Below are 15,453 nucleotides of genomic sequence, written 5' to 3'. Positions count from 1 at the left end.
ACTGCGAGCGCAAACTCAACACCAGCCTGCAGTTCATCCATTTGGCCTTCTTGGCCCTATTACTCAGAAGATCGTGAACAGGTTCTTAGCCTAGTTAGGCCGCCTGGAGCACTTCACTCCAACATATCGGCATGCTTCATTGAGGCCGAGGCTTCGCAGCACTTCGACGCCTAGACTACGTAGGATGCGCCTGCCTCCGCTGTGTTCCGTGCAGTGCCTTTCACTACGGCAGCATCATGGTGAAGGCCGCTCAGATCCACCCAAACGAAAAACGCCCGGCTGCACATCCAAGTGCAACACCGGGCGATTTCACGTCCTTGTCGGCTTCCAGCCATCCCCCAGACATCCTGTCCAGTTAGGTTGCGGCCACGCATCCTCGCGTCGAACCGTATCTCGGATCCCTTCCCCTTAACGCCGTCCCACCGGTTTCACCGCCGCCCCCTTGGCAGCCTTCTTGGCGGGAGCCATCGTGGCGCCCACTTCGATCAGGTCTCGATTCCGTTCGACCGTCTTGAGTCCGATGCCCTTGACCAGTGCCAGTTCCTCGGCACTTTTGAAGGGACCGTTTGCCTGACGGTGCTCGACGATTGCCTCGGCTTTTGATCGCCCGACATTCATCAGCACCTTGTCCAATTCCTCAGCAGACGCGGTGTTGATATCGACCTTGTCGAGTGCATACGCATTCGAGGACAACAACAACGCCAGTAGCAGGGACTTCAGGACTACGGTAAATGACTTCATTGCAACGCTCCTTGTGGCTTGGGTGATGGTCCTAGCCAGCATTCCTGCCGGCGGAGCCAGTGTCCCGCGCCACATGCAGCAATCCTATCGCCAACGAACTTTTCACACAGCCGGTGAACTGCGCGGTGCCTTGTAGGGAAATCCCTACCCCCTGACTGCGGCGTAGAATGTGCCATTACGTCACGCATTCGGAGCCCGTATGGATAGCGCCAAAATCGACCAATTCGTCAGCGACACGTGGGAGCGCGAGATCGTCCCGCAACTGGTCGATTACATCCGCATCCCCAACAAGTCGCCGATGTTCGATGCCGACTGGGTCGCGCATGGCTATATGGAACAGGCCGTCACCCTGATGGAAACCTGGGCACGCGCCCAGGCCATCGACGGCATGCAGGTCGAGGTGGTGCGTCTGGAAGGCCGCACACCGTTGATCTTCATCGAGATCCCGGCCACCGGGTCGGAGTCGGGCGAGGACACCGTGCTGCTGTACGGCCACCTGGACAAGCAGCCGGAAATGACCGGCTGGGATGCCGATCTCGGCCCCTGGGAGCCGGTGCTACGCGACGACAAACTGTATGGGCGCGGCGGCGCGGACGATGGCTACGCGATCTTCGGCTCGCTGGCTGCGGTGATGGCGCTGCGTGCGCAAGGCTTGCCGCATACGCGCTGCGTGGTGCTGATCGAAGCCTGCGAGGAATCCGGTAGCTACGACCTGCCCGCCTATGTGGACCATCTGGCCGAGCGCATTGGCAAGCCGTCGCTGGTGGTGTGCCTGGATTCGGGTTGCGGCAACTACGAGCAGCTGTTGTGCACGACCTCGCTGCGCGGGCTGACCGGCGGCAACCTGACCGTGAAGGTGCTGGAGGAAGGCGTGCACTCGGGCGACGCGTCCGGCGTGGTGCCGTCCAGCTTCCGCCTGCTGCGCCAGCTGCTGTCGCGGATCGAGGACGAAACCAGCGGACGCATCCTGCTCGATGGCCTGCACGTGGACGTGCCCGCCGAGCGACTGGCACAGGCCCGCAGTGCGGCGGCAACGCTGGACACGGCCATCTTCGACAAGTTTCCGATGGTGGACGGGCTGGTGCCGATGCACGAGGACCTCACCGAGCTGGTGTTGAACCGAACCTGGCGCCCGGCCTTGTCGGTCACGGGTGTGGATGGCATGCCGCCGCTGGCCTCGGCCGGCAACGTGCTGCGTCCGCAGACCGCGGTGAAGCTGTCGCTGCGCCTGCCGCCCACTGCTGACGGCAAGGCCTGCGGCGAGCTGCTCAAGCAGGCCTTACTGCGCGACCCACCGAACGGCGCGCAGGTCACGCTGGAACTGGAAAAGGCCTCCTCCGGCTGGAACGCGCCAGGCATGGCGCCTTGGCTGGAGAAAGCCATCGACGACGCCAGCCGCGCCTTCTTCGACAAGCCGGCGATGTACATGGGCGAAGGCGGCTCGATCCCGTTCATGGGCATGCTGGGCGAGAAATTCCCCGGTGCGCAGTTCATGATCACCGGCGTGCTCGGCCCGCATTCCAATGCGCATGGCCCGAACGAATTCCTGCACATCCCGATGGGCAAGCGCGTCACCGCCTGCGTCTCGAAGGTGATCGCCGAGCACCACGCCGCCTGCCTGCGTGGCGAGACCAGCGGCTCGCCGGTGGCAGCGGACAGCGGCACCCGGCATGGTGGACACGGCTGCTGCTGAGGCAGCGCACTGCGACGATCGGCCGGCCTGGCGCACTGCGGGCCGGCTGGCTGTCTTGACCGCACGGCTGCAAGCGCTCCGTGCAATCACCCCGCGTCGATCTGCACATGGCGTCGGTGACGCGCAATGCTAGTCTGCCGCTCTTCTTCCCGCTGGTGCTGCAATGAACAACCTGTTTGGTAGCGACAGTTGGCTGTACATCATCCTGGTCGGCTTCGTGGTCGGTCTGCTGGCACGTTTCATCACGCCCGGCACGCAACGGCTGGGCTGCCTGCTGACCATCGTGCTGGGCATCGCCGGTGCCTTGCTGGCCAGCTGGTTTGGCCGCTACATGGGCTGGTACCACGCCGGCGAACCGGCAGGTTTCCTGGGCGCGTTGCTCGGCGCCATCGCCATCCTGGCCCTGCTGCGCCTGTTCAGCGGCAGCAAACGTTAAGACATCCCTCCTTTCTGCGGCGTGCGTTGCGCGCCGTTTCACTGTGCGCCATGCCATGACTTCATCGCTTTCTTCCGATACCTCGCGTGACAGCCAGCGCCTGCAGTGGGCGCGGCAGGCACTGGGCGATCCACAGGCCACGCTGCAGCGTGCGTCAGTGGATGCCGGTTTTCGCAGTTACTGGCGCAGCCAGGGCGCCGGGCCGGATCGCATCGTGATGGATTCGCCGCCGGATCTGGAAAATGTCGCGCCATGGCTGCGCATGCGCGACCTGCTCGAGCAGCACGGCGTGCGCGTGCCGCAGGTGTTGGCGCGCGACCTGGATGCAGGCTTGCTGTTGCTCGAAGACCTGGGGGTGCCGACGTTGGCACAGGTGCTCACCGATTCCACGGCTGATGCTCTGCTTGAGGCGGCGATCAGCCAACTGCTGTTGCTGCAACGCATCCCGCCGCCCGAGGGCAGCGGCGTGTTTGGCGAAGCGCTGCTGCAACGCGACGCCGGCCTGTTCGAGGAATGGTTTCTTGGCCGCCACCTTGGCCTGCAGCTGGACTGCGCGCACGCGGAACAATTGCAGCTGGTGCAACGCCGTCTGATGGATAACGCGCTGGCGCAAGCCCGCGTGTTCACCCATCGCGACTTCATGCCGCGCAACCTGATGCCGGTCGCGGACGGCCCAGCGGTGCTGGACTTCCAGGACTGCGTGATCGGCCCGATCGCCTACGACCCGATCAGCCTGTTCAAGGACACCTCGGTGAGCTGGCCGCTGGCGCGCGTGGACGCGTGGCTGGCGCAATACCACGCACGTGCGCAGGCGGCCGGTTTGCCGGTGCCGGCGTGGCCGCAGTTCCTGCGCGATGCGGACTGGATGGGCGTGCAGCGGCATCTGAAAAACCTCGGTATTTTTTCGCGATTGAGTTACCGCGATGGCAAGCACTGGTACCTGGACAACGTGCCGCGCTTCATCACCTACCTGGACGAAGTGTTGCCGCGCCATGCCGAATTGGCACCCTTGATCGACTTGCTCGACCAGCAGATCAAACCCGCACTGGCCGCACGCATGGCACACGGCAACGCCAATGGAACCGCCGCATGAAGGCGTTGATTTTCGCTGCCGGATTCGGTGAGCGCATGCGTCCGTTGACCGAACACACGCCCAAGCCGCTGCTGTCGGTGGGCGGCACGCCGTTGATCGTCTGGCATCTGCGCAAGTTGGCTGCACTGGGCGTGGACGAGGTGGTCATCAATACGTCGTGGCTGGCTGCGCAGTTTCCGCAAGTGCTGGGCGATGGAAGCGGCTTCGGGCTGCGTCTGACCTATTCCTACGAAGGCAGCACCCCGCTGGAAACCGGCGGCGGCATGCTGCACGCGCTGCCGTTGCTCGGCGATGCGCCCTTCCTGCTGGTCAATGGCGACATCTGGAGCGACATCGACTTCGCCACGCTCGACATCGCACCCGACAGCCTGGCAACGCTGGTGCTGGTCGACCCGCCAGCCTATGCGGCACGCGCGGATTTTGCGTTGACTGACGAGGGCAAGGTGAGCAGCACGGCAATGCCGACACTCACCTATGCCGGCATCGGCCTGTATCGCCCTGCCTTATTGCACGCGTGGGAGCGCGTGATCGGGCCGCTTTCCAGCGCCGGTGAGGCGCCGCCGCGCTTCCCGTTGGCACCGATCCTGCGCGCGCAGATGGCCGCTGGCCGGATCGATGGCGTGCACCACCGTGGTCGCTGGACCGATGTAGGCACACCACAGCGGCTGGCCGAGTTGGATGCACAATTGACTCAGCGCCGCGACTGAGCGCGGCAGCGCCGTCGTCAGGACGTGCGGTCGCCGAGCACGCGGCGCAGGAACGGCACCGTCACCCGCCGCTGCGCAGCCAGGGATTCGCGGTCCAACCGGTCCAGCAAGGCCACCAACCCGGCCAGCTCACGCTCGCTGTGGGTCAGCAGCCAATCGATCGCTGCCTCGTCCAGCGCCAGCCCGCGTCGCTGCGCGCGGTCGCGTAAGACCGCCGCGCGTGCAAGGTCGTCCAGCACCGGCAAACTGATGCGGACGCATTGCGACAGGCGTGAGCGCAGGTCGGGCAACACCAGCGCCAGGCCGTCTGGCATCTGGCGGGCGGTGTACAGCAGCGTGATCCCGGCAGCGCGCGCACGGTTGTGGAAATCGAACAGCGCCACTTCGTCCTCGCGCTGGCCGGCAATGCTGTCCACGCCATCCAGCGCCACCACGCTGCGCCCTTCCAATGCTTCGAGCGCATCGCGCAAGCGGCCAGCAGCCGCCTGCAACGGCAGGTAGGCCGAGCTGCGCCCGGCCTGCTCGGCCGCCGCGCAGACCGACAAGGCCAGATGGGTCTTGCCGGTGCCGCTTGGGCCGGCCAGATACAGCCAGTCGCTCAGCTGGCCGGCGGCGAACGCCTGCAGTTGCGCGATCAAACCGTCCGGTGCGGCGATATAGCTGTCCAGTCGCTGGTCGGAAGGCGCACGCAACGCCAACGGCAATTGCGGCACGCTCACGACCGATCCGCGTCCTTGCTGGCGTCGATGATCACGCTGCGCTCGGGCCCGGATTGCAACACGATGCCAGCACGCTCGCCGGCATACAGATCGCTCTGGGTGTAGCGCTCATGCGCATAGCGCAGCAGCACGTTGGCCACCGCCGCCACCGGCAGCGCCAGCAGCATGCCAAGGAAGCCGAACAGCTGGCCGCCGGCCATCACCGCAAAGATCACTGCCACCGGGTGCAGGCCGATCTTGTCGCCCACAATGCGCGGGGTCAGCACGTAACTTTCCAGCAGCTGGCCGACGGTGAACACCACGCCCACGCCGATCAGCAATTTCAGGTCGAACCCCTGCGCCTGCACGATCGCTGCCAGCAGCGCCAACACGATGCCGGTAGTGGCGCCCAGGTAAGGAATGAAGCTGATGAAGCCGGCAATGATGCCGATCAGCAAGCCCAGGTTGAGCCCGATGATGGACAGGCCGGTGGCATAGATGGCGCCCAGCGCCAGCATCACCAGGAACTGGCCGCGAATGAAGCCACCCAGCACGTCGTTGGACTCCAGCGCGAGCCGGCTCACGGTGCCGATGTAGGCACGCGGAATCACCGCCGCCACGCGCTCCACCATGCGGTCCCAGTCGCGCAGGAAATAGAACGCCAGGATGGGCAACAAGGCCAGGTTGATCACCCAGGTGACCATCGCAAAGCCCGAGCGTGAGACATAGCCGAAGAAGGTCTTGGCAACGCCGCCCGCCTGCTCCCAGTGGCTGCGGATCCACTCGATCAGGCGTTCCGGGTCCAGCCAGCCCATCAACTCCACGCCGGTGCGGCGCTCCAGCCAGGGAATGGCGGTGCCGATCGCCCAGTCGCGCATCTGCGGCAGCGCATCGATCAAGGTCATGATCTGGCGCTCCATCATCGGCACCAGGATCATCAGCGCCAGCACCACCAGCAGCACCATGAGAATGAAGACCAGGGTGACCGCCATGTTGCGCGAGCGCCCGGCACGTTCGATGCGGTCTACCAGCGGGTCGCCCAGCCAGGCCAGCAGCAGCGCCAGCACGAACGGGGTGAGGATCGGCGACAGCAGCGATACCACCCACAGCACGCCGACGATCACCGCCGCCCATTTGAGGCGGCGCAGGAACTGGGCGATTTCCGCCTCGGGGGTCAGGATCATTTGAGGCGGTACTCGGCGTGCTCGTTTTCGAGAATGATGGGGCCTTCGGTCGGCACGGAAACCGAGATCAGCGGGCTGTTGTCGCCGAGCATACGGTTGAGCCCGGAAATGCCCGTGAGCAGCTCCAGGTCCAGCTCCATGCGATCGCCATTTGCGCTCACCGGGCGGATGCTACGTACCACCGACACGCCCTGCAGCGCGGCGGAAACACGCAGGTAGTCGTCGGCGCTACTGATGCCGGTGATCACCACGCGGTAGACCCCGGGCACGCCCGAGTCCACCCGCTTGGAGTAGCGCTTGACCAGTGCATCGGCGGCACCGTCGGCACCGGCGGCCATCGCGCGGCGGGCATCGCCGTCGCTGCTGGTCCAGCTGGAGAGCACGTTGCCGTTGTCCACGAACACCCAATCGGCGGTCCAGCCGCTATCGGTGCGGTAGAGCTTGCCGATCAACTGCATCGGCGGGCTGTACTTGGCCGACGCGCGCGCAACGGCGGCGGTGTCCTTGCGCCAAATGGCGCCGGCCAGGGCCTGTTCGGCGGCCGCGCCACCGGGCAGGCCGAGCCGGTACCCACGCTCGATTGCGCGGTCGAGCACGCTGCGCGCGGCGTTGGCCTGCGCCACGCCGACCAGGCGCGGGCCGCTGCCGTCGTCGATGGCCAGCCACAGCACGGGTTTCGGGCGCGGCTGCGGCCACACCGGCAGGCCCAGCGCGGCGATCAGGCCGTCGACGTCGGATTGCCGGAAACGCGCCACCAGCACGGTGCGGAAGGTCGGCGCGCCACTGCGCGAGGTGCCCTGATCCTGGCGGTAGTCGTAGTGATCGACGTAGTTGGGCGCATTGCGCAGCGCCTGCGGCACGCCGGGGCGGCTCATGACGCTGCGGTCGCCGGACACCTTGCCCAGCACCGCCCCCAGAGCACGCGCCAACGCGCCGGGGCGATCCGACTCGCTCTGGCTGTTGACCGGCACTTCGGCATCGTAGGCGCCCTGCGCCTTGGCGACGTCGCCTTCGGTGCGCAGATCGGCCTGGGCGTAGGCCGGCAACACGGGCATGGCGACCACGAGGGCGAGAAAGAAAGCGAGACTGCGGCGCATCGACGGTTCCATGACGTAAGCGTATCCGGGTGAATTGTTGCCCGAATGGGACGCTAGCGCCAACGTGGCTGTTAAAATCGCCGCCTTTACCGCCGAGCCACCCCACCCGTGACCAGCCCAACGCCTTCCAATCCCTCGCCCATGACCTACCGTGACGCGGGCGTCGACATCGATGCCGGCAATGCGTTGGTCGAACGCATCAAACCCCTGGTCAAGCGCAGCTTTCGACCGGAGGTGATGGGCGGCCTGGGCGGCTTCGGTGCCTTGTTCGACCTGTCCGGCAAGTACAAGGAGCCGGTGCTGGTCTCCGGCACCGACGGGGTGGGCACCAAGCTCAAACTCGCCCAGCAACTCGGCCGCCACGACACCATCGGCATCGACCTGGTCGGCATGTGCGTCAACGACGTGCTGGTGCAAGGTGCCGAACCGCTGTTCTTTCTGGACTACTTCGCCACCGGCAAGCTGGATATCGACACCGCCACCGCGGTGGTCGGCGGCATCGCGCGCGGCTGCGAGCTCTCCGGCTGCGCGCTGATCGGCGGCGAAACCGCCGAGATGCCCGACATGTACCCGCCAGGCGAATACGACCTGGCCGGCTTCACCGTTGGCGCGGTGGAAAAATCGCAGCTGCTGGACGGCGCGCAGGTGCGCGAGGGTGACGTGCTGATCGGCATCGCCTCCTCCGGACCGCATTCCAATGGGTATTCGCTGATCCGCAAGATCTACGAGCGTGCCGGCTCGCCGGCCGATCTGGTGCTGGAAGACGGCGTGGCGCTGATCGATGCGCTGATGGCGCCGACCGCGCTGTACGTCAAGCCGATCCTGGCGCTGCTCAAGTCGCACGGCGAGGCGATCCACGCCATGGCGCATGTCACCGGCGGCGGGCTCACCGAGAACATCATCCGGGTGATCCCGGACGGCCTGGGCCTGGACATCGACGCCACGGCATGGACCTTGCCGCCGGTGTTTACCTGGCTGCAGCGCGAAGGCGCCGTGGCCAATGCCGAAATGTGGCGCACCTTCAATTGCGGCATCGGCTTCGTGCTGGTCGCCGCCCCGGCGCAGGCCGCCGCGCTGGAACAGGCGCTGGACGCGCACTCGCTGGCGCATTGGCGCATTGGCCAGGTGGTGACGGCACAGGGCGACGAACGCGTCCGGATTGGTTGACCCAAGGAGCACCCGCATGGAAGCCGCGCCCGTTTACGTCTCTACAACTGCCACCGCCGAGGATCTGCAGCAGCTGAAGTTGCTGTCGATCTTCCATTACGTGCTGGCCGGCATCACCGGGCTGTTTTCGTTATTCCCGTTGATCCACTTGTTCATGGGGCTGGCGATCGTCACCGGCCACCTGCCGATGACCACGACCAATGCCGACGCGCCAGAGATGGATCCCCGCTGGTTCGGCTGGTTCTTCGTGGTGTTCGCGGCAGGCTTCATCGCCTGCGGCCTGACATTGGCCGGCTTCATGGCGTATGCCGGTCGTTGCATCGCCCAGCGCAGACGGCATCTGCTGTGCCTGATCGTCGCCGGCATTTCCTGCTCATTCATGCCGTTCGGCACCGTGGTCGGCGTGTTTACGCTGGTGGTTCTGCTGCGACCGCAGGTCAAGGCGTTGTTTGTCACTGCGACAACTGGCACCTGATATCCACCGTGAGCACACGCACATTGCGCGGCCTCAAGCTGGCCGCATTGATCGTTACTGTTGTGGTGTTCGGGGCGAGCTGGATCGCACCGCTGTGGCCGGTCGAGCAGGCATTGCATAGTTCGCTGACGGTGCTCGGATTGATCGCACTGGTCTGGGCAGACCGCCGCTGGCCGCTCGGCACGGGTGCGTTCGTCGCCATTTGTGCGTTTATCTGCATGCATTGCATCGGCGCGCGCTGGCTTTATTCCAATGTGCCTTACGAGCGATGGAGCCAACAGCTGCTGCACTGGTCGCCTGGCGCCACATTCGGCTGGACGCGCAACCATTTCGACCGGCTGATCGACTTGTTGTTCGGGGTGTGCTTCACGCCGGCCGTCGCGCAACTGGCGATACGGCGCTGGCCACGCCTGACGCTGCGCCAGGCCTTTGGGCTGACGGTGATGACCGTCATGTGCGTCAGCCTGGTGTACGAATGGTTCGAGTGGGGTATTGCGCTGCTGCTGTCGCCACAGGCCGCGGAAGCCTACAACGGGCAGCAGGGCGACATGTGGGATGCACATACCGACATGCTGCTGGCCACCATCGGCAGCCTGGCCGCCTACCCTGTTGTGAGAACACTGCGCAATGCACGCGACTGACGCCCCCCTGCGCTTGGCCGTCCTGGCCTCCGGGCGCGGCAGCAATCTGCAGGCCATCCTCGATGCGATTGCCGACGGGCAGTTGGCGGCCGAGGTGGTCGGTGTGTTTTCCGACCGGGAACAGGCGCCGGCCTTGCAGAAAGTGGACGCGTCGCGACGCTGGAGCGCCAGCCCACGCGCGTTCGCCGAACGCGCGGCGTTCGACAGTGCATTGGGCGATGCCATCGCCGCAGTCCAGCCGGATTGGGTGATCTGCGCTGGCTACATGCGCATCCTGGGCGAGCCCCTGGTGCGCCGCTTCACCGGGCGCATGCTCAACATCCATCCCTCGCTGCTGCCCAAATACCGCGGCTTGCACACGCATGCGCGGGCGCTGGAGGCCGGCGATGCCGAGCACGGTGCCAGCGTGCATCTGGTGGTGCCGGAACTAGATGCTGGCCCGGTGATCGCCCAAGCCCATGTGCCGGTGTCGCCGGACGACACCGCCGAGTCACTGGCGGCGCGGGTGCTGGACCGCGAACACCCGCTACTGCTGGCCACGCTGCGGTTACTGGCCAGCGGCCGGGTCACCACGCCCGACGGGCGCGTGCATATCGACGGTCAGTGCCTGTTTACACCACTGCGACTAGAGTCCGCTGGCATCGCGCTCGTTTAGCGCGGACACGCGCCCCTCATTCCCTCTCGGACATCCTTGCGGCCCCGTGCCTCGCTCCCGCGCATGAAAGTCCTCCCCTTCGCTGTCGCGTTGTTCACCACGGCCCTGCTTTGCCAGGCCGGCATCGGCCGTGCGCAACAAGCGCCGGCCGCCGCGCCCGTGCCCGCGCAACCTGCCGCTCCGGCCTTGCCGGCCAGTAGCTGGACGCCGCCGGCGCTGGAGCCATTCGTGGCGACCTACCAGGCGTTCTACCGCGGCAAGGAAGCCGGCGACGCCACCATGCAGGTCAGTCACGGCGACGGCAGCCAATGGCGTATCGACATGGCCGTGCGCGGGCGCAAGGGCTTTGCCAGCATCCTGGGCCTGAACCTGGAGCAGAGCACCGTGTTCCGGGTCGATGGCGACACCTACGTGCCGCTGACCCAGAGCACGGTGCGCAAGGCGATGTTCTTCGGCAAGAAGGTCACCGGCGTCTACAACTGGCAGGCCGGCACCGCGCAATGGGACGGCGACCTGAAGAAAGAGCGTCAGCAGCCGATTCCGCTGCAGCGCGGCGACCAGAGCGCGCTGTCGCTCAATCTGTCGCTGATGCGCGACGCACAACCCGGCCGCAGCCTGAGCTATCGCTACGTCGATGTCGGCCGGGTGCGCCAATACGATTACCGCGCCGCCGATGCCACCGAAGTGGTGCAGGTGGGCGACCTCAGCTACGACGCGTTGCGCGTGTACCGTGTCAACAGCGGCGACAACGAAACCATCCTCTGGATTGCCAACGGCGTGCCTACGCCGGTCCGCATCCTGCAACGTGACAAAGGTGAGGATCAGGTCGATCTGCGCCTGGTCGAATACCAAGGAGCCTGACCCATGAAGACGTTCTCCCGTACCAGTTCGTTGATTGCCGCAGCGGCCCTGGCGGTTGCCAGCCTGCCCGCGCTGGCCGTGCAGCCGTTCCAGGCCGATTACTCGGCCAATTACATGGGCATGCAAGCCAACGGCACCATGACCCTGGCCGCGGCCGGCGCCAACCAGTGGCGCTACACGCTCACCATCCAGAACCAGCTGGCCAACCTGACCCAGAGCACGGTGTTCGAAGAAGCCAATGGCCAGTTGCGCCCGGTCAGCAGCAACGACACCTCTTCGATGATGGTCAAGCGGCGCAACGTCACCGCCAACTACGACTGGAAGACCAGCCAGGCCACCTGGAGCGGCGACATCAAGCCGGACCGCCGCGGCCCGGTCAAGCTGCAGCCGGGTGATATGGATGCGCTGCTGATCAACCTGGCCATCACCCGCGACCTGGCCGCTGGCAAGCCGCTGAACTACCGCATGGTGGACGAAGGCCGCATCAAGCCGATGAGCTACAAGGTGGTGGGCAAGGAAACCATCACCGTCAACGGCAAGCAGGAACAGGCCACCAAGGTGTCGCGTGTGGACGGCGACAAGGAATTGATCGCATGGGTGGTCAAGGACCTGCCGGTGCCGGCGCGCTTACTGCAAAAGGAAAAAGGCCAGGACGCGCTGGATCTGACCATCAAGGCACTGCGCTGACGACTCGCCAGGCCGCCGCCCGATCTCGGGTGTGCGGCCGGACGTAGGAGCGCGCTTGCGCGCGATGAGGCGTTATCGATAAAGCCCCATCGCGCGCGAGCGCGCTCCTACGAACGAAGATGGTGCATCTGCGCGTTCATTGCGCTGCGCATCGACCATCAAAAAGCCCGGCAGCGTGCCGGGCTTTTTTGTGTCTGCATGTGTCTCGCCACAGCTCGCACCTGGCACGACTCATCTCGCACATCAAGGCATATGCAAGACGCGCAAGGCTCTCAACGCCCTTACGCACTCAACTCACGGCTTGGCCGCAGCCTTGTCATCGCCGGTACTGAACACCGTGCGGCAATCCACGCGAATCTGCGCTTCGGTTGAGCGCCAATAAAACAGGTCGCAGTGGCGCTTGCCTTCGACGGTCTTCTTGACCGCCACCGCGTAGAACGATTGCGCGATTTCCTCGCGGCTGGCCGTGCCGTCGCCGTTCCAGTCCATGTCCTTGAACTCGACGCCCTGCGTGATGGCCATGCCGACCGACCAGGCGTAGACCAGCCACGCCAGGATCAGCACGATCACGCCCAGCAGCACCTTGCGGCGGGTGGTGAATTGGCCGCGCAGGATCATGCGATGCGCCGGATGGTCGCGCCCAGCGCCCCCAGCTTCTCCTCGATGTTTTCGTAACCACGGTCCAAGTGGTAGATGCGATCGATGGTGGTGTCGCCGTCGGCAACCAGCCCAGCCAGGATCAGCGAGGCCGACGCACGCAGATCGGTGGCCATCACCGGCGCGCCGCTGAGGCGTTCGGCGCCGCGCACGATCGCGGTATGCCCTTCCACCTGGATATCCGCACCCAGGCGCAGCAGCTCGTTGACGTGCATGAAGCGGTTTTCGAAGATCGTCTCGTTGATCACGCCCACGCCGTCGGCCACGCAGTTGAGCGCCATGAATTGCGCCTGCATATCGGTGGGAAACGCCGGGTACGGCGCAGTGGTCAGGTTGACCGCGCGCGGGCGCTTGCCGTGCATGTCCAGGGTGACGCTGTCGGCAGTGGTGGTGATCGTCGCGCCGGCTTCGGTGAGCTTGTCCAGCACCGCGTCCAGGGTGTCCGGGCGCGCGCGGCGCACGGTGACGCTGCCGCCGGTCATCGCTGCGGCCACCAGGAAGGTGCCGGTCTCGATGCGGTCCGGCAACACCGCATGGTGACCGCCGCCCAGGCGCTCGACGCCCTGCACCGTGATGCGCGGCGTGCCGGCGCCTTCGATCTGTGCACCCAGCGCAATCAGGCAGTCGGCCAGGTCGGTGACTTCCGGTTCCATCGCCGCGTTTTCCAGCACGGTGGTGCCTTCGGCCAGCACGGCGGCCATCAGCACGTTCTCGGTGCCGGTGACGCTGACCATGTCGAACACGTAACGTCCGCCCTTGAGCCGGCCGTTGCTGGTGGCCTTGATGTAGCCGTTCTCCACGCTGATGTCCGCACCCAGCGCCTGCAGGCCCTTGATGTGCTGGTCCACCGGCCGCGAGCCGATCGCGCAACCGCCGGGCAGCGACACTTCGGCGGTGCCGTAGCGCGCCAGCAGCGGGCCCAGCACCAGGATCGAGGCGCGCATGGTCTTGACCAGCTCATATGGCGCGATCTGGTGGGTGACCGAGCGCGGGTCGACCAGGATCGAGCGCCCCTTTGCCAGCGTGCCTTCGTCGATGGTGACCTCGGCGCCCAGCTCGCTGAGCAGCTTCACCGTGGTGATCACATCGTGCAGGTGCGGCACGTTGCTGATCTCCACCGGCGCATCGGCCAGCAGGGTCGCGCACAGGATCGGTAGCACCGCATTCTTGGCGCCGGAAATATGGACCTCACCGTGCAGCGCTTGGCCGCCGGTCACTACGATTTTTGCCATGGGAACTCAGGGAATCCGAAATGAAGTCAGGGGAATGCGGAGGCGGTCAGGCGCGCGCTGGAGGCTGGCGGTCAACGCGCAGGGGCGCCCGTCCAGCCAGGTGTTACCAAAGGCTCAGGCCTCGTCGGGGGTCAGCGTCTTGAGCTGCAGCGCGTGGATCGCCCCGCCCATCAGCTCGCCCAGGGTGGCGTAGACCATGCGGTGGCGGGCCAGCGGCGCTTTCCCGACAAAGGCCGGGCTGACCACGGTCGCCTCGAAATGCACGCCATCCTCGCCCTGCACGTCGACGCGGGCTTCAGGCAAGCCGGATTCGATGAGTTTACGGATGGTTTCGGCGTCCAAAGGGCGTTTCCTCATAAAATGAGCGCACATTCTACTCTTCACCCGAGCCCTGCATGGCCGTCTCGCACCTGCCCTCCGCCACCGTCAGCGACGCCAGCCTGGTCGCCAGCGGGCAGCGCGTGCTCGAGATCGAGCAGGCGGCCCTGGCCGCGCTAGGCGCGCGCATCGGTGCGCCGTTTGCCGCCGCCTGCCGGCTGGTGCTGGCCTCGCGCGGGCGGGTGGTCGCCACCGGCATGGGCAAATCCGGGCATATCGCGCGCAAGATCGCCGCCACCCTGGCCTCCACCGGCACCCCGGCGTTCTTCGTGCACCCGGGCGAGGCCGGGCATGGCGACCTGGGCATGATCACCGAGGCCGACATCGTGCTGGCGCTGTCGTATTCGGGCGAATCGGACGAAGTGCGCATGCTGCTGCCGGTGCTCAAGCGCCAGGGCAACCCGATCATCGCCATGACCGGCCGCCCGGCCTCCACCCTGGCGCAGGCCGCCGACGTGCACCTGGATGTCAGCGTGTCTGCCGAAGCCTGCCCGCTGCACCTGGCGCCGACCTCCAGCACCACCGCCTCATTGGCGATGGGCGATGCACTGGCGGTGGCCCTGCTGGACGCGCGCGGCTTCACCGCCGACGACTTCGCCCGCTCGCATCCGGCCGGTAGCCTGGGGCGCCGCCTGCTGCTGCACATCACCGACGTGATGCATGGCGGCGACGAGCTGCCGCGCGTGCGCGAGGACGCCAGCCTGAGCGAGGCGCTGATGGAGATGAGCCGCAAGCGCCTGGGCATGACCGCCGTGGTGGACGCGCAAGAGCGGCTGATCGGCCTGTTCACCGACGGCGATCTGCGCCGCGCGCTGGACAGCGACATCGACGTGCGCAGTGCCGGGATTGCCGAGGTGATGACCCGCAACCCCAAGACCATCGGTGCCGACCAGCTGGCTGCCGAGGCCGCGCGCCTGATGGAGGACTACAAGATCAATGGCCTGATCGTGGTCGATGCACAGCAGCGCGCGGTCGGCGCATTGAACATTCACGACCTGTTGCGCGCCAAGGTGGTTTAACAGGTTCAGTTTTCAACCGCCGGACCCCGTTC

18 protein-coding genes are annotated in these 15,453 nt (G+C 66.0%); 11 read left to right on the top strand and 7 right to left on the bottom strand.

All coding sequences use genetic code 11. From position 1 onward, the window contains the following. Nucleotides 1-408: 408 nt before the first annotated feature. Nucleotides 409-783 (bottom strand): helix-hairpin-helix domain-containing protein, encoded by a 375-nt coding sequence (locus QRM60_RS12060; protein ID WP_008572623.1) that lies wholly within the window; start codon nucleotides 781-783, stop codon nucleotides 409-411. Between the two features lie 157 nt (nucleotides 784-940). Between QRM60_RS12060 and QRM60_RS12055 the strand changes: the two genes are divergently transcribed. The 4 genes from QRM60_RS12055 (at nucleotide 941) to murU (ending at nucleotide 4,670) form a co-directional block, all read left to right on the top strand. Continuing rightward, nucleotides 941-2,434 carry a M20 family metallopeptidase gene (locus QRM60_RS12055; protein WP_285446265.1) on the top strand — a complete coding sequence of 498 codons (1,494 nt, stop codon included), beginning with the start codon at nucleotides 941-943 and terminating at the stop codon, nucleotides 2,432-2,434. Between the two features lie 163 nt (nucleotides 2,435-2,597). After that, a complete protein-coding gene (locus QRM60_RS12050; protein WP_011037910.1) occupies nucleotides 2,598-2,870 on the top strand; it encodes a GlsB/YeaQ/YmgE family stress response membrane protein in 273 nt (90 codons plus the stop codon). A 55-nt stretch (nucleotides 2,871-2,925) separates the two neighbouring features. After that, nucleotides 2,926-3,963: a phosphotransferase gene (locus QRM60_RS12045; protein WP_115001239.1), complete on the top strand. Its 1,038-nt coding sequence runs from the start codon at nucleotides 2,926-2,928 to the stop codon at nucleotides 3,961-3,963. After that, nucleotides 3,960-4,670 (top strand): N-acetylmuramate alpha-1-phosphate uridylyltransferase MurU, encoded by a 711-nt coding sequence (murU, locus tag QRM60_RS12040; protein WP_285446264.1) that lies wholly within the window; start codon nucleotides 3,960-3,962, stop codon nucleotides 4,668-4,670. Before QRM60_RS12045 ends, murU begins: the two co-directional genes overlap by 4 nt. 17 nt (nucleotides 4,671-4,687) lie before the next feature. On the opposite strand, the gene hda is transcribed toward murU, so the two are convergent. The 3 genes from hda to QRM60_RS12025 are packed head-to-tail and all read right to left on the bottom strand — an operon-like array spanning nucleotide 4,688 to nucleotide 7,661. Continuing rightward, nucleotides 4,688-5,389 carry a DnaA regulatory inactivator Hda gene (gene hda, locus QRM60_RS12035; protein WP_076038613.1) on the bottom strand — a complete coding sequence of 234 codons (702 nt, stop codon included), beginning with the start codon at nucleotides 5,387-5,389 and terminating at the stop codon, nucleotides 4,688-4,690. Continuing rightward, on the bottom strand, nucleotides 5,386-6,552 hold the full coding sequence (locus QRM60_RS12030; RefSeq protein ID WP_012437783.1) for an AI-2E family transporter: 1,167 nt from the start codon (nucleotides 6,550-6,552) through the stop codon (nucleotides 5,386-5,388). The genes hda and QRM60_RS12030 overlap by 4 nt, the downstream gene beginning before the upstream one ends. Further along, the gene (locus QRM60_RS12025) at nucleotides 6,549-7,661 is read right to left on the bottom strand and encodes a DUF2066 domain-containing protein (protein WP_285446263.1); all 1,113 of its coding nucleotides are present in this window, start codon (nucleotides 7,659-7,661) and stop codon (nucleotides 6,549-6,551) included. Before QRM60_RS12025 ends, QRM60_RS12030 begins: the two co-directional genes overlap by 4 nt. 129 nt (nucleotides 7,662-7,790) lie before the next feature. On the opposite strand from QRM60_RS12025, the gene purM reads away from it, so the two are divergent. From purM to QRM60_RS11995, 6 genes are all read left to right on the top strand, one after another. Beyond that, nucleotides 7,791-8,816: a phosphoribosylformylglycinamidine cyclo-ligase gene (gene purM, locus QRM60_RS12020; protein WP_115045130.1), complete on the top strand. Its 1,026-nt coding sequence runs from the start codon at nucleotides 7,791-7,793 to the stop codon at nucleotides 8,814-8,816. A gap of 16 nt (nucleotides 8,817-8,832) precedes the next feature. Then, on the top strand, nucleotides 8,833-9,291 hold the full coding sequence (locus QRM60_RS12015) for a hypothetical protein (RefSeq protein WP_014508467.1): 459 nt from the start codon (nucleotides 8,833-8,835) through the stop codon (nucleotides 9,289-9,291). A gap of 23 nt (nucleotides 9,292-9,314) precedes the next feature. Continuing rightward, the gene (locus QRM60_RS12010; protein ID WP_115557449.1) at nucleotides 9,315-9,932 is read left to right on the top strand and encodes a DUF2238 domain-containing protein; all 618 of its coding nucleotides are present in this window, start codon (nucleotides 9,315-9,317) and stop codon (nucleotides 9,930-9,932) included. After that, nucleotides 9,919-10,587 (top strand): phosphoribosylglycinamide formyltransferase, encoded by a 669-nt coding sequence (gene purN, locus QRM60_RS12005; RefSeq protein ID WP_285446262.1) that lies wholly within the window; start codon nucleotides 9,919-9,921, stop codon nucleotides 10,585-10,587. The genes QRM60_RS12010 and purN overlap by 14 nt, the downstream gene beginning before the upstream one ends. A 63-nt stretch (nucleotides 10,588-10,650) precedes the next feature. Continuing rightward, the gene (locus tag QRM60_RS12000; protein ID WP_016944114.1) at nucleotides 10,651-11,448 is read left to right on the top strand and encodes a DUF3108 domain-containing protein; all 798 of its coding nucleotides are present in this window, start codon (nucleotides 10,651-10,653) and stop codon (nucleotides 11,446-11,448) included. Nucleotides 11,449-11,451: 3 nt separating this feature from the next. Beyond that, on the top strand, nucleotides 11,452-12,135 hold the full coding sequence (locus QRM60_RS11995; RefSeq protein WP_012437779.1) for a DUF3108 domain-containing protein: 684 nt from the start codon (nucleotides 11,452-11,454) through the stop codon (nucleotides 12,133-12,135). Between the two features lie 294 nt (nucleotides 12,136-12,429). Here the strand turns inward: QRM60_RS11995 and QRM60_RS11990 are convergent, their stop codons facing one another. From QRM60_RS11990 to QRM60_RS11980, 3 genes are all read right to left on the bottom strand, one after another. After that, entirely contained in the window at nucleotides 12,430-12,753 is a 324-nt protein-coding gene (locus QRM60_RS11990) for a hypothetical protein (RefSeq protein WP_014508471.1), read from the bottom strand. After that, nucleotides 12,750-14,024, bottom strand: coding sequence for a UDP-N-acetylglucosamine 1-carboxyvinyltransferase (murA, locus tag QRM60_RS11985; protein WP_011037922.1), 1,275 nt, complete (start codon nucleotides 14,022-14,024; stop codon nucleotides 12,750-12,752). The genes QRM60_RS11990 and murA overlap by 4 nt, the downstream gene beginning before the upstream one ends. Before the next feature lie 114 nt (nucleotides 14,025-14,138). Continuing rightward, nucleotides 14,139-14,366 carry a BolA/IbaG family iron-sulfur metabolism protein gene (locus tag QRM60_RS11980; protein WP_011037923.1) on the bottom strand — a complete coding sequence of 76 codons (228 nt, stop codon included), beginning with the start codon at nucleotides 14,364-14,366 and terminating at the stop codon, nucleotides 14,139-14,141. Nucleotides 14,367-14,419: 53 nt separating this feature from the next. On the opposite strand from QRM60_RS11980, the gene QRM60_RS11975 reads away from it, so the two are divergent. Beyond that, nucleotides 14,420-15,421 carry a KpsF/GutQ family sugar-phosphate isomerase gene (locus tag QRM60_RS11975; RefSeq protein ID WP_011037924.1) on the top strand — a complete coding sequence of 334 codons (1,002 nt, stop codon included), beginning with the start codon at nucleotides 14,420-14,422 and terminating at the stop codon, nucleotides 15,419-15,421. Nucleotides 15,422-15,453 lie beyond the last annotated feature (32 nt).

Origin of the sequence: Xanthomonas sp. fls2-241-TYG-148, from assembly GCF_030208815.1 — a bacterium.
GTDB classification, from domain to species: domain Bacteria; phylum Pseudomonadota; class Gammaproteobacteria; order Xanthomonadales; family Xanthomonadaceae; genus Xanthomonas; species Xanthomonas campestris.
This window is presented reverse-complemented; position numbering and strand designations above follow the sequence as displayed.

Excerpts from the sequence above, each read along its gene's own strand:
- QRM60_RS12060 (WP_008572623.1), bottom strand. The coding sequence starts at position 783 with ATGCTGGCTAGGACCATCACCCAAGCCACAAGGAGCGTTGCAATGAAG.
- QRM60_RS12055 (WP_285446265.1), top strand. The coding sequence starts at position 941 with ATGGATAGCGCCAAAATCGACCAATTCGTCAGCGACACGTGGGAGCGC.
- QRM60_RS12050 (WP_011037910.1), top strand. The coding sequence starts at position 2,598 with ATGAACAACCTGTTTGGTAGCGACAGTTGGCTGTACATCATCCTGGTC.
- QRM60_RS12045 (WP_115001239.1), top strand. The coding sequence starts at position 2,926 with ATGACTTCATCGCTTTCTTCCGATACCTCGCGTGACAGCCAGCGCCTG.
- murU (WP_285446264.1), top strand. The coding sequence starts at position 3,960 with ATGAAGGCGTTGATTTTCGCTGCCGGATTCGGTGAGCGCATGCGTCCG.
- QRM60_RS12030 (WP_012437783.1), bottom strand. The coding sequence starts at position 6,552 with ATGATCCTGACCCCCGAGGCGGAAATCGCCCAGTTCCTGCGCCGCCTC.
- QRM60_RS12025 (WP_285446263.1), bottom strand. The coding sequence starts at position 7,661 with ATGGAACCGTCGATGCGCCGCAGTCTCGCTTTCTTTCTCGCCCTCGTG.
- purM (WP_115045130.1), top strand. The coding sequence starts at position 7,791 with ATGACCTACCGTGACGCGGGCGTCGACATCGATGCCGGCAATGCGTTG.
- QRM60_RS12015 (WP_014508467.1), top strand. The coding sequence starts at position 8,833 with ATGGAAGCCGCGCCCGTTTACGTCTCTACAACTGCCACCGCCGAGGAT.
- purN (WP_285446262.1), top strand. The coding sequence starts at position 9,919 with ATGCACGCGACTGACGCCCCCCTGCGCTTGGCCGTCCTGGCCTCCGGG.
- QRM60_RS12000 (WP_016944114.1), top strand. The coding sequence starts at position 10,651 with ATGAAAGTCCTCCCCTTCGCTGTCGCGTTGTTCACCACGGCCCTGCTT.
- QRM60_RS11995 (WP_012437779.1), top strand. The coding sequence starts at position 11,452 with ATGAAGACGTTCTCCCGTACCAGTTCGTTGATTGCCGCAGCGGCCCTG.
- QRM60_RS11990 (WP_014508471.1), bottom strand. The coding sequence starts at position 12,753 with ATGATCCTGCGCGGCCAATTCACCACCCGCCGCAAGGTGCTGCTGGGC.
- murA (WP_011037922.1), bottom strand. The coding sequence starts at position 14,024 with ATGGCAAAAATCGTAGTGACCGGCGGCCAAGCGCTGCACGGTGAGGTC.
- QRM60_RS11975 (WP_011037924.1), top strand. The coding sequence starts at position 14,420 with ATGGCCGTCTCGCACCTGCCCTCCGCCACCGTCAGCGACGCCAGCCTG.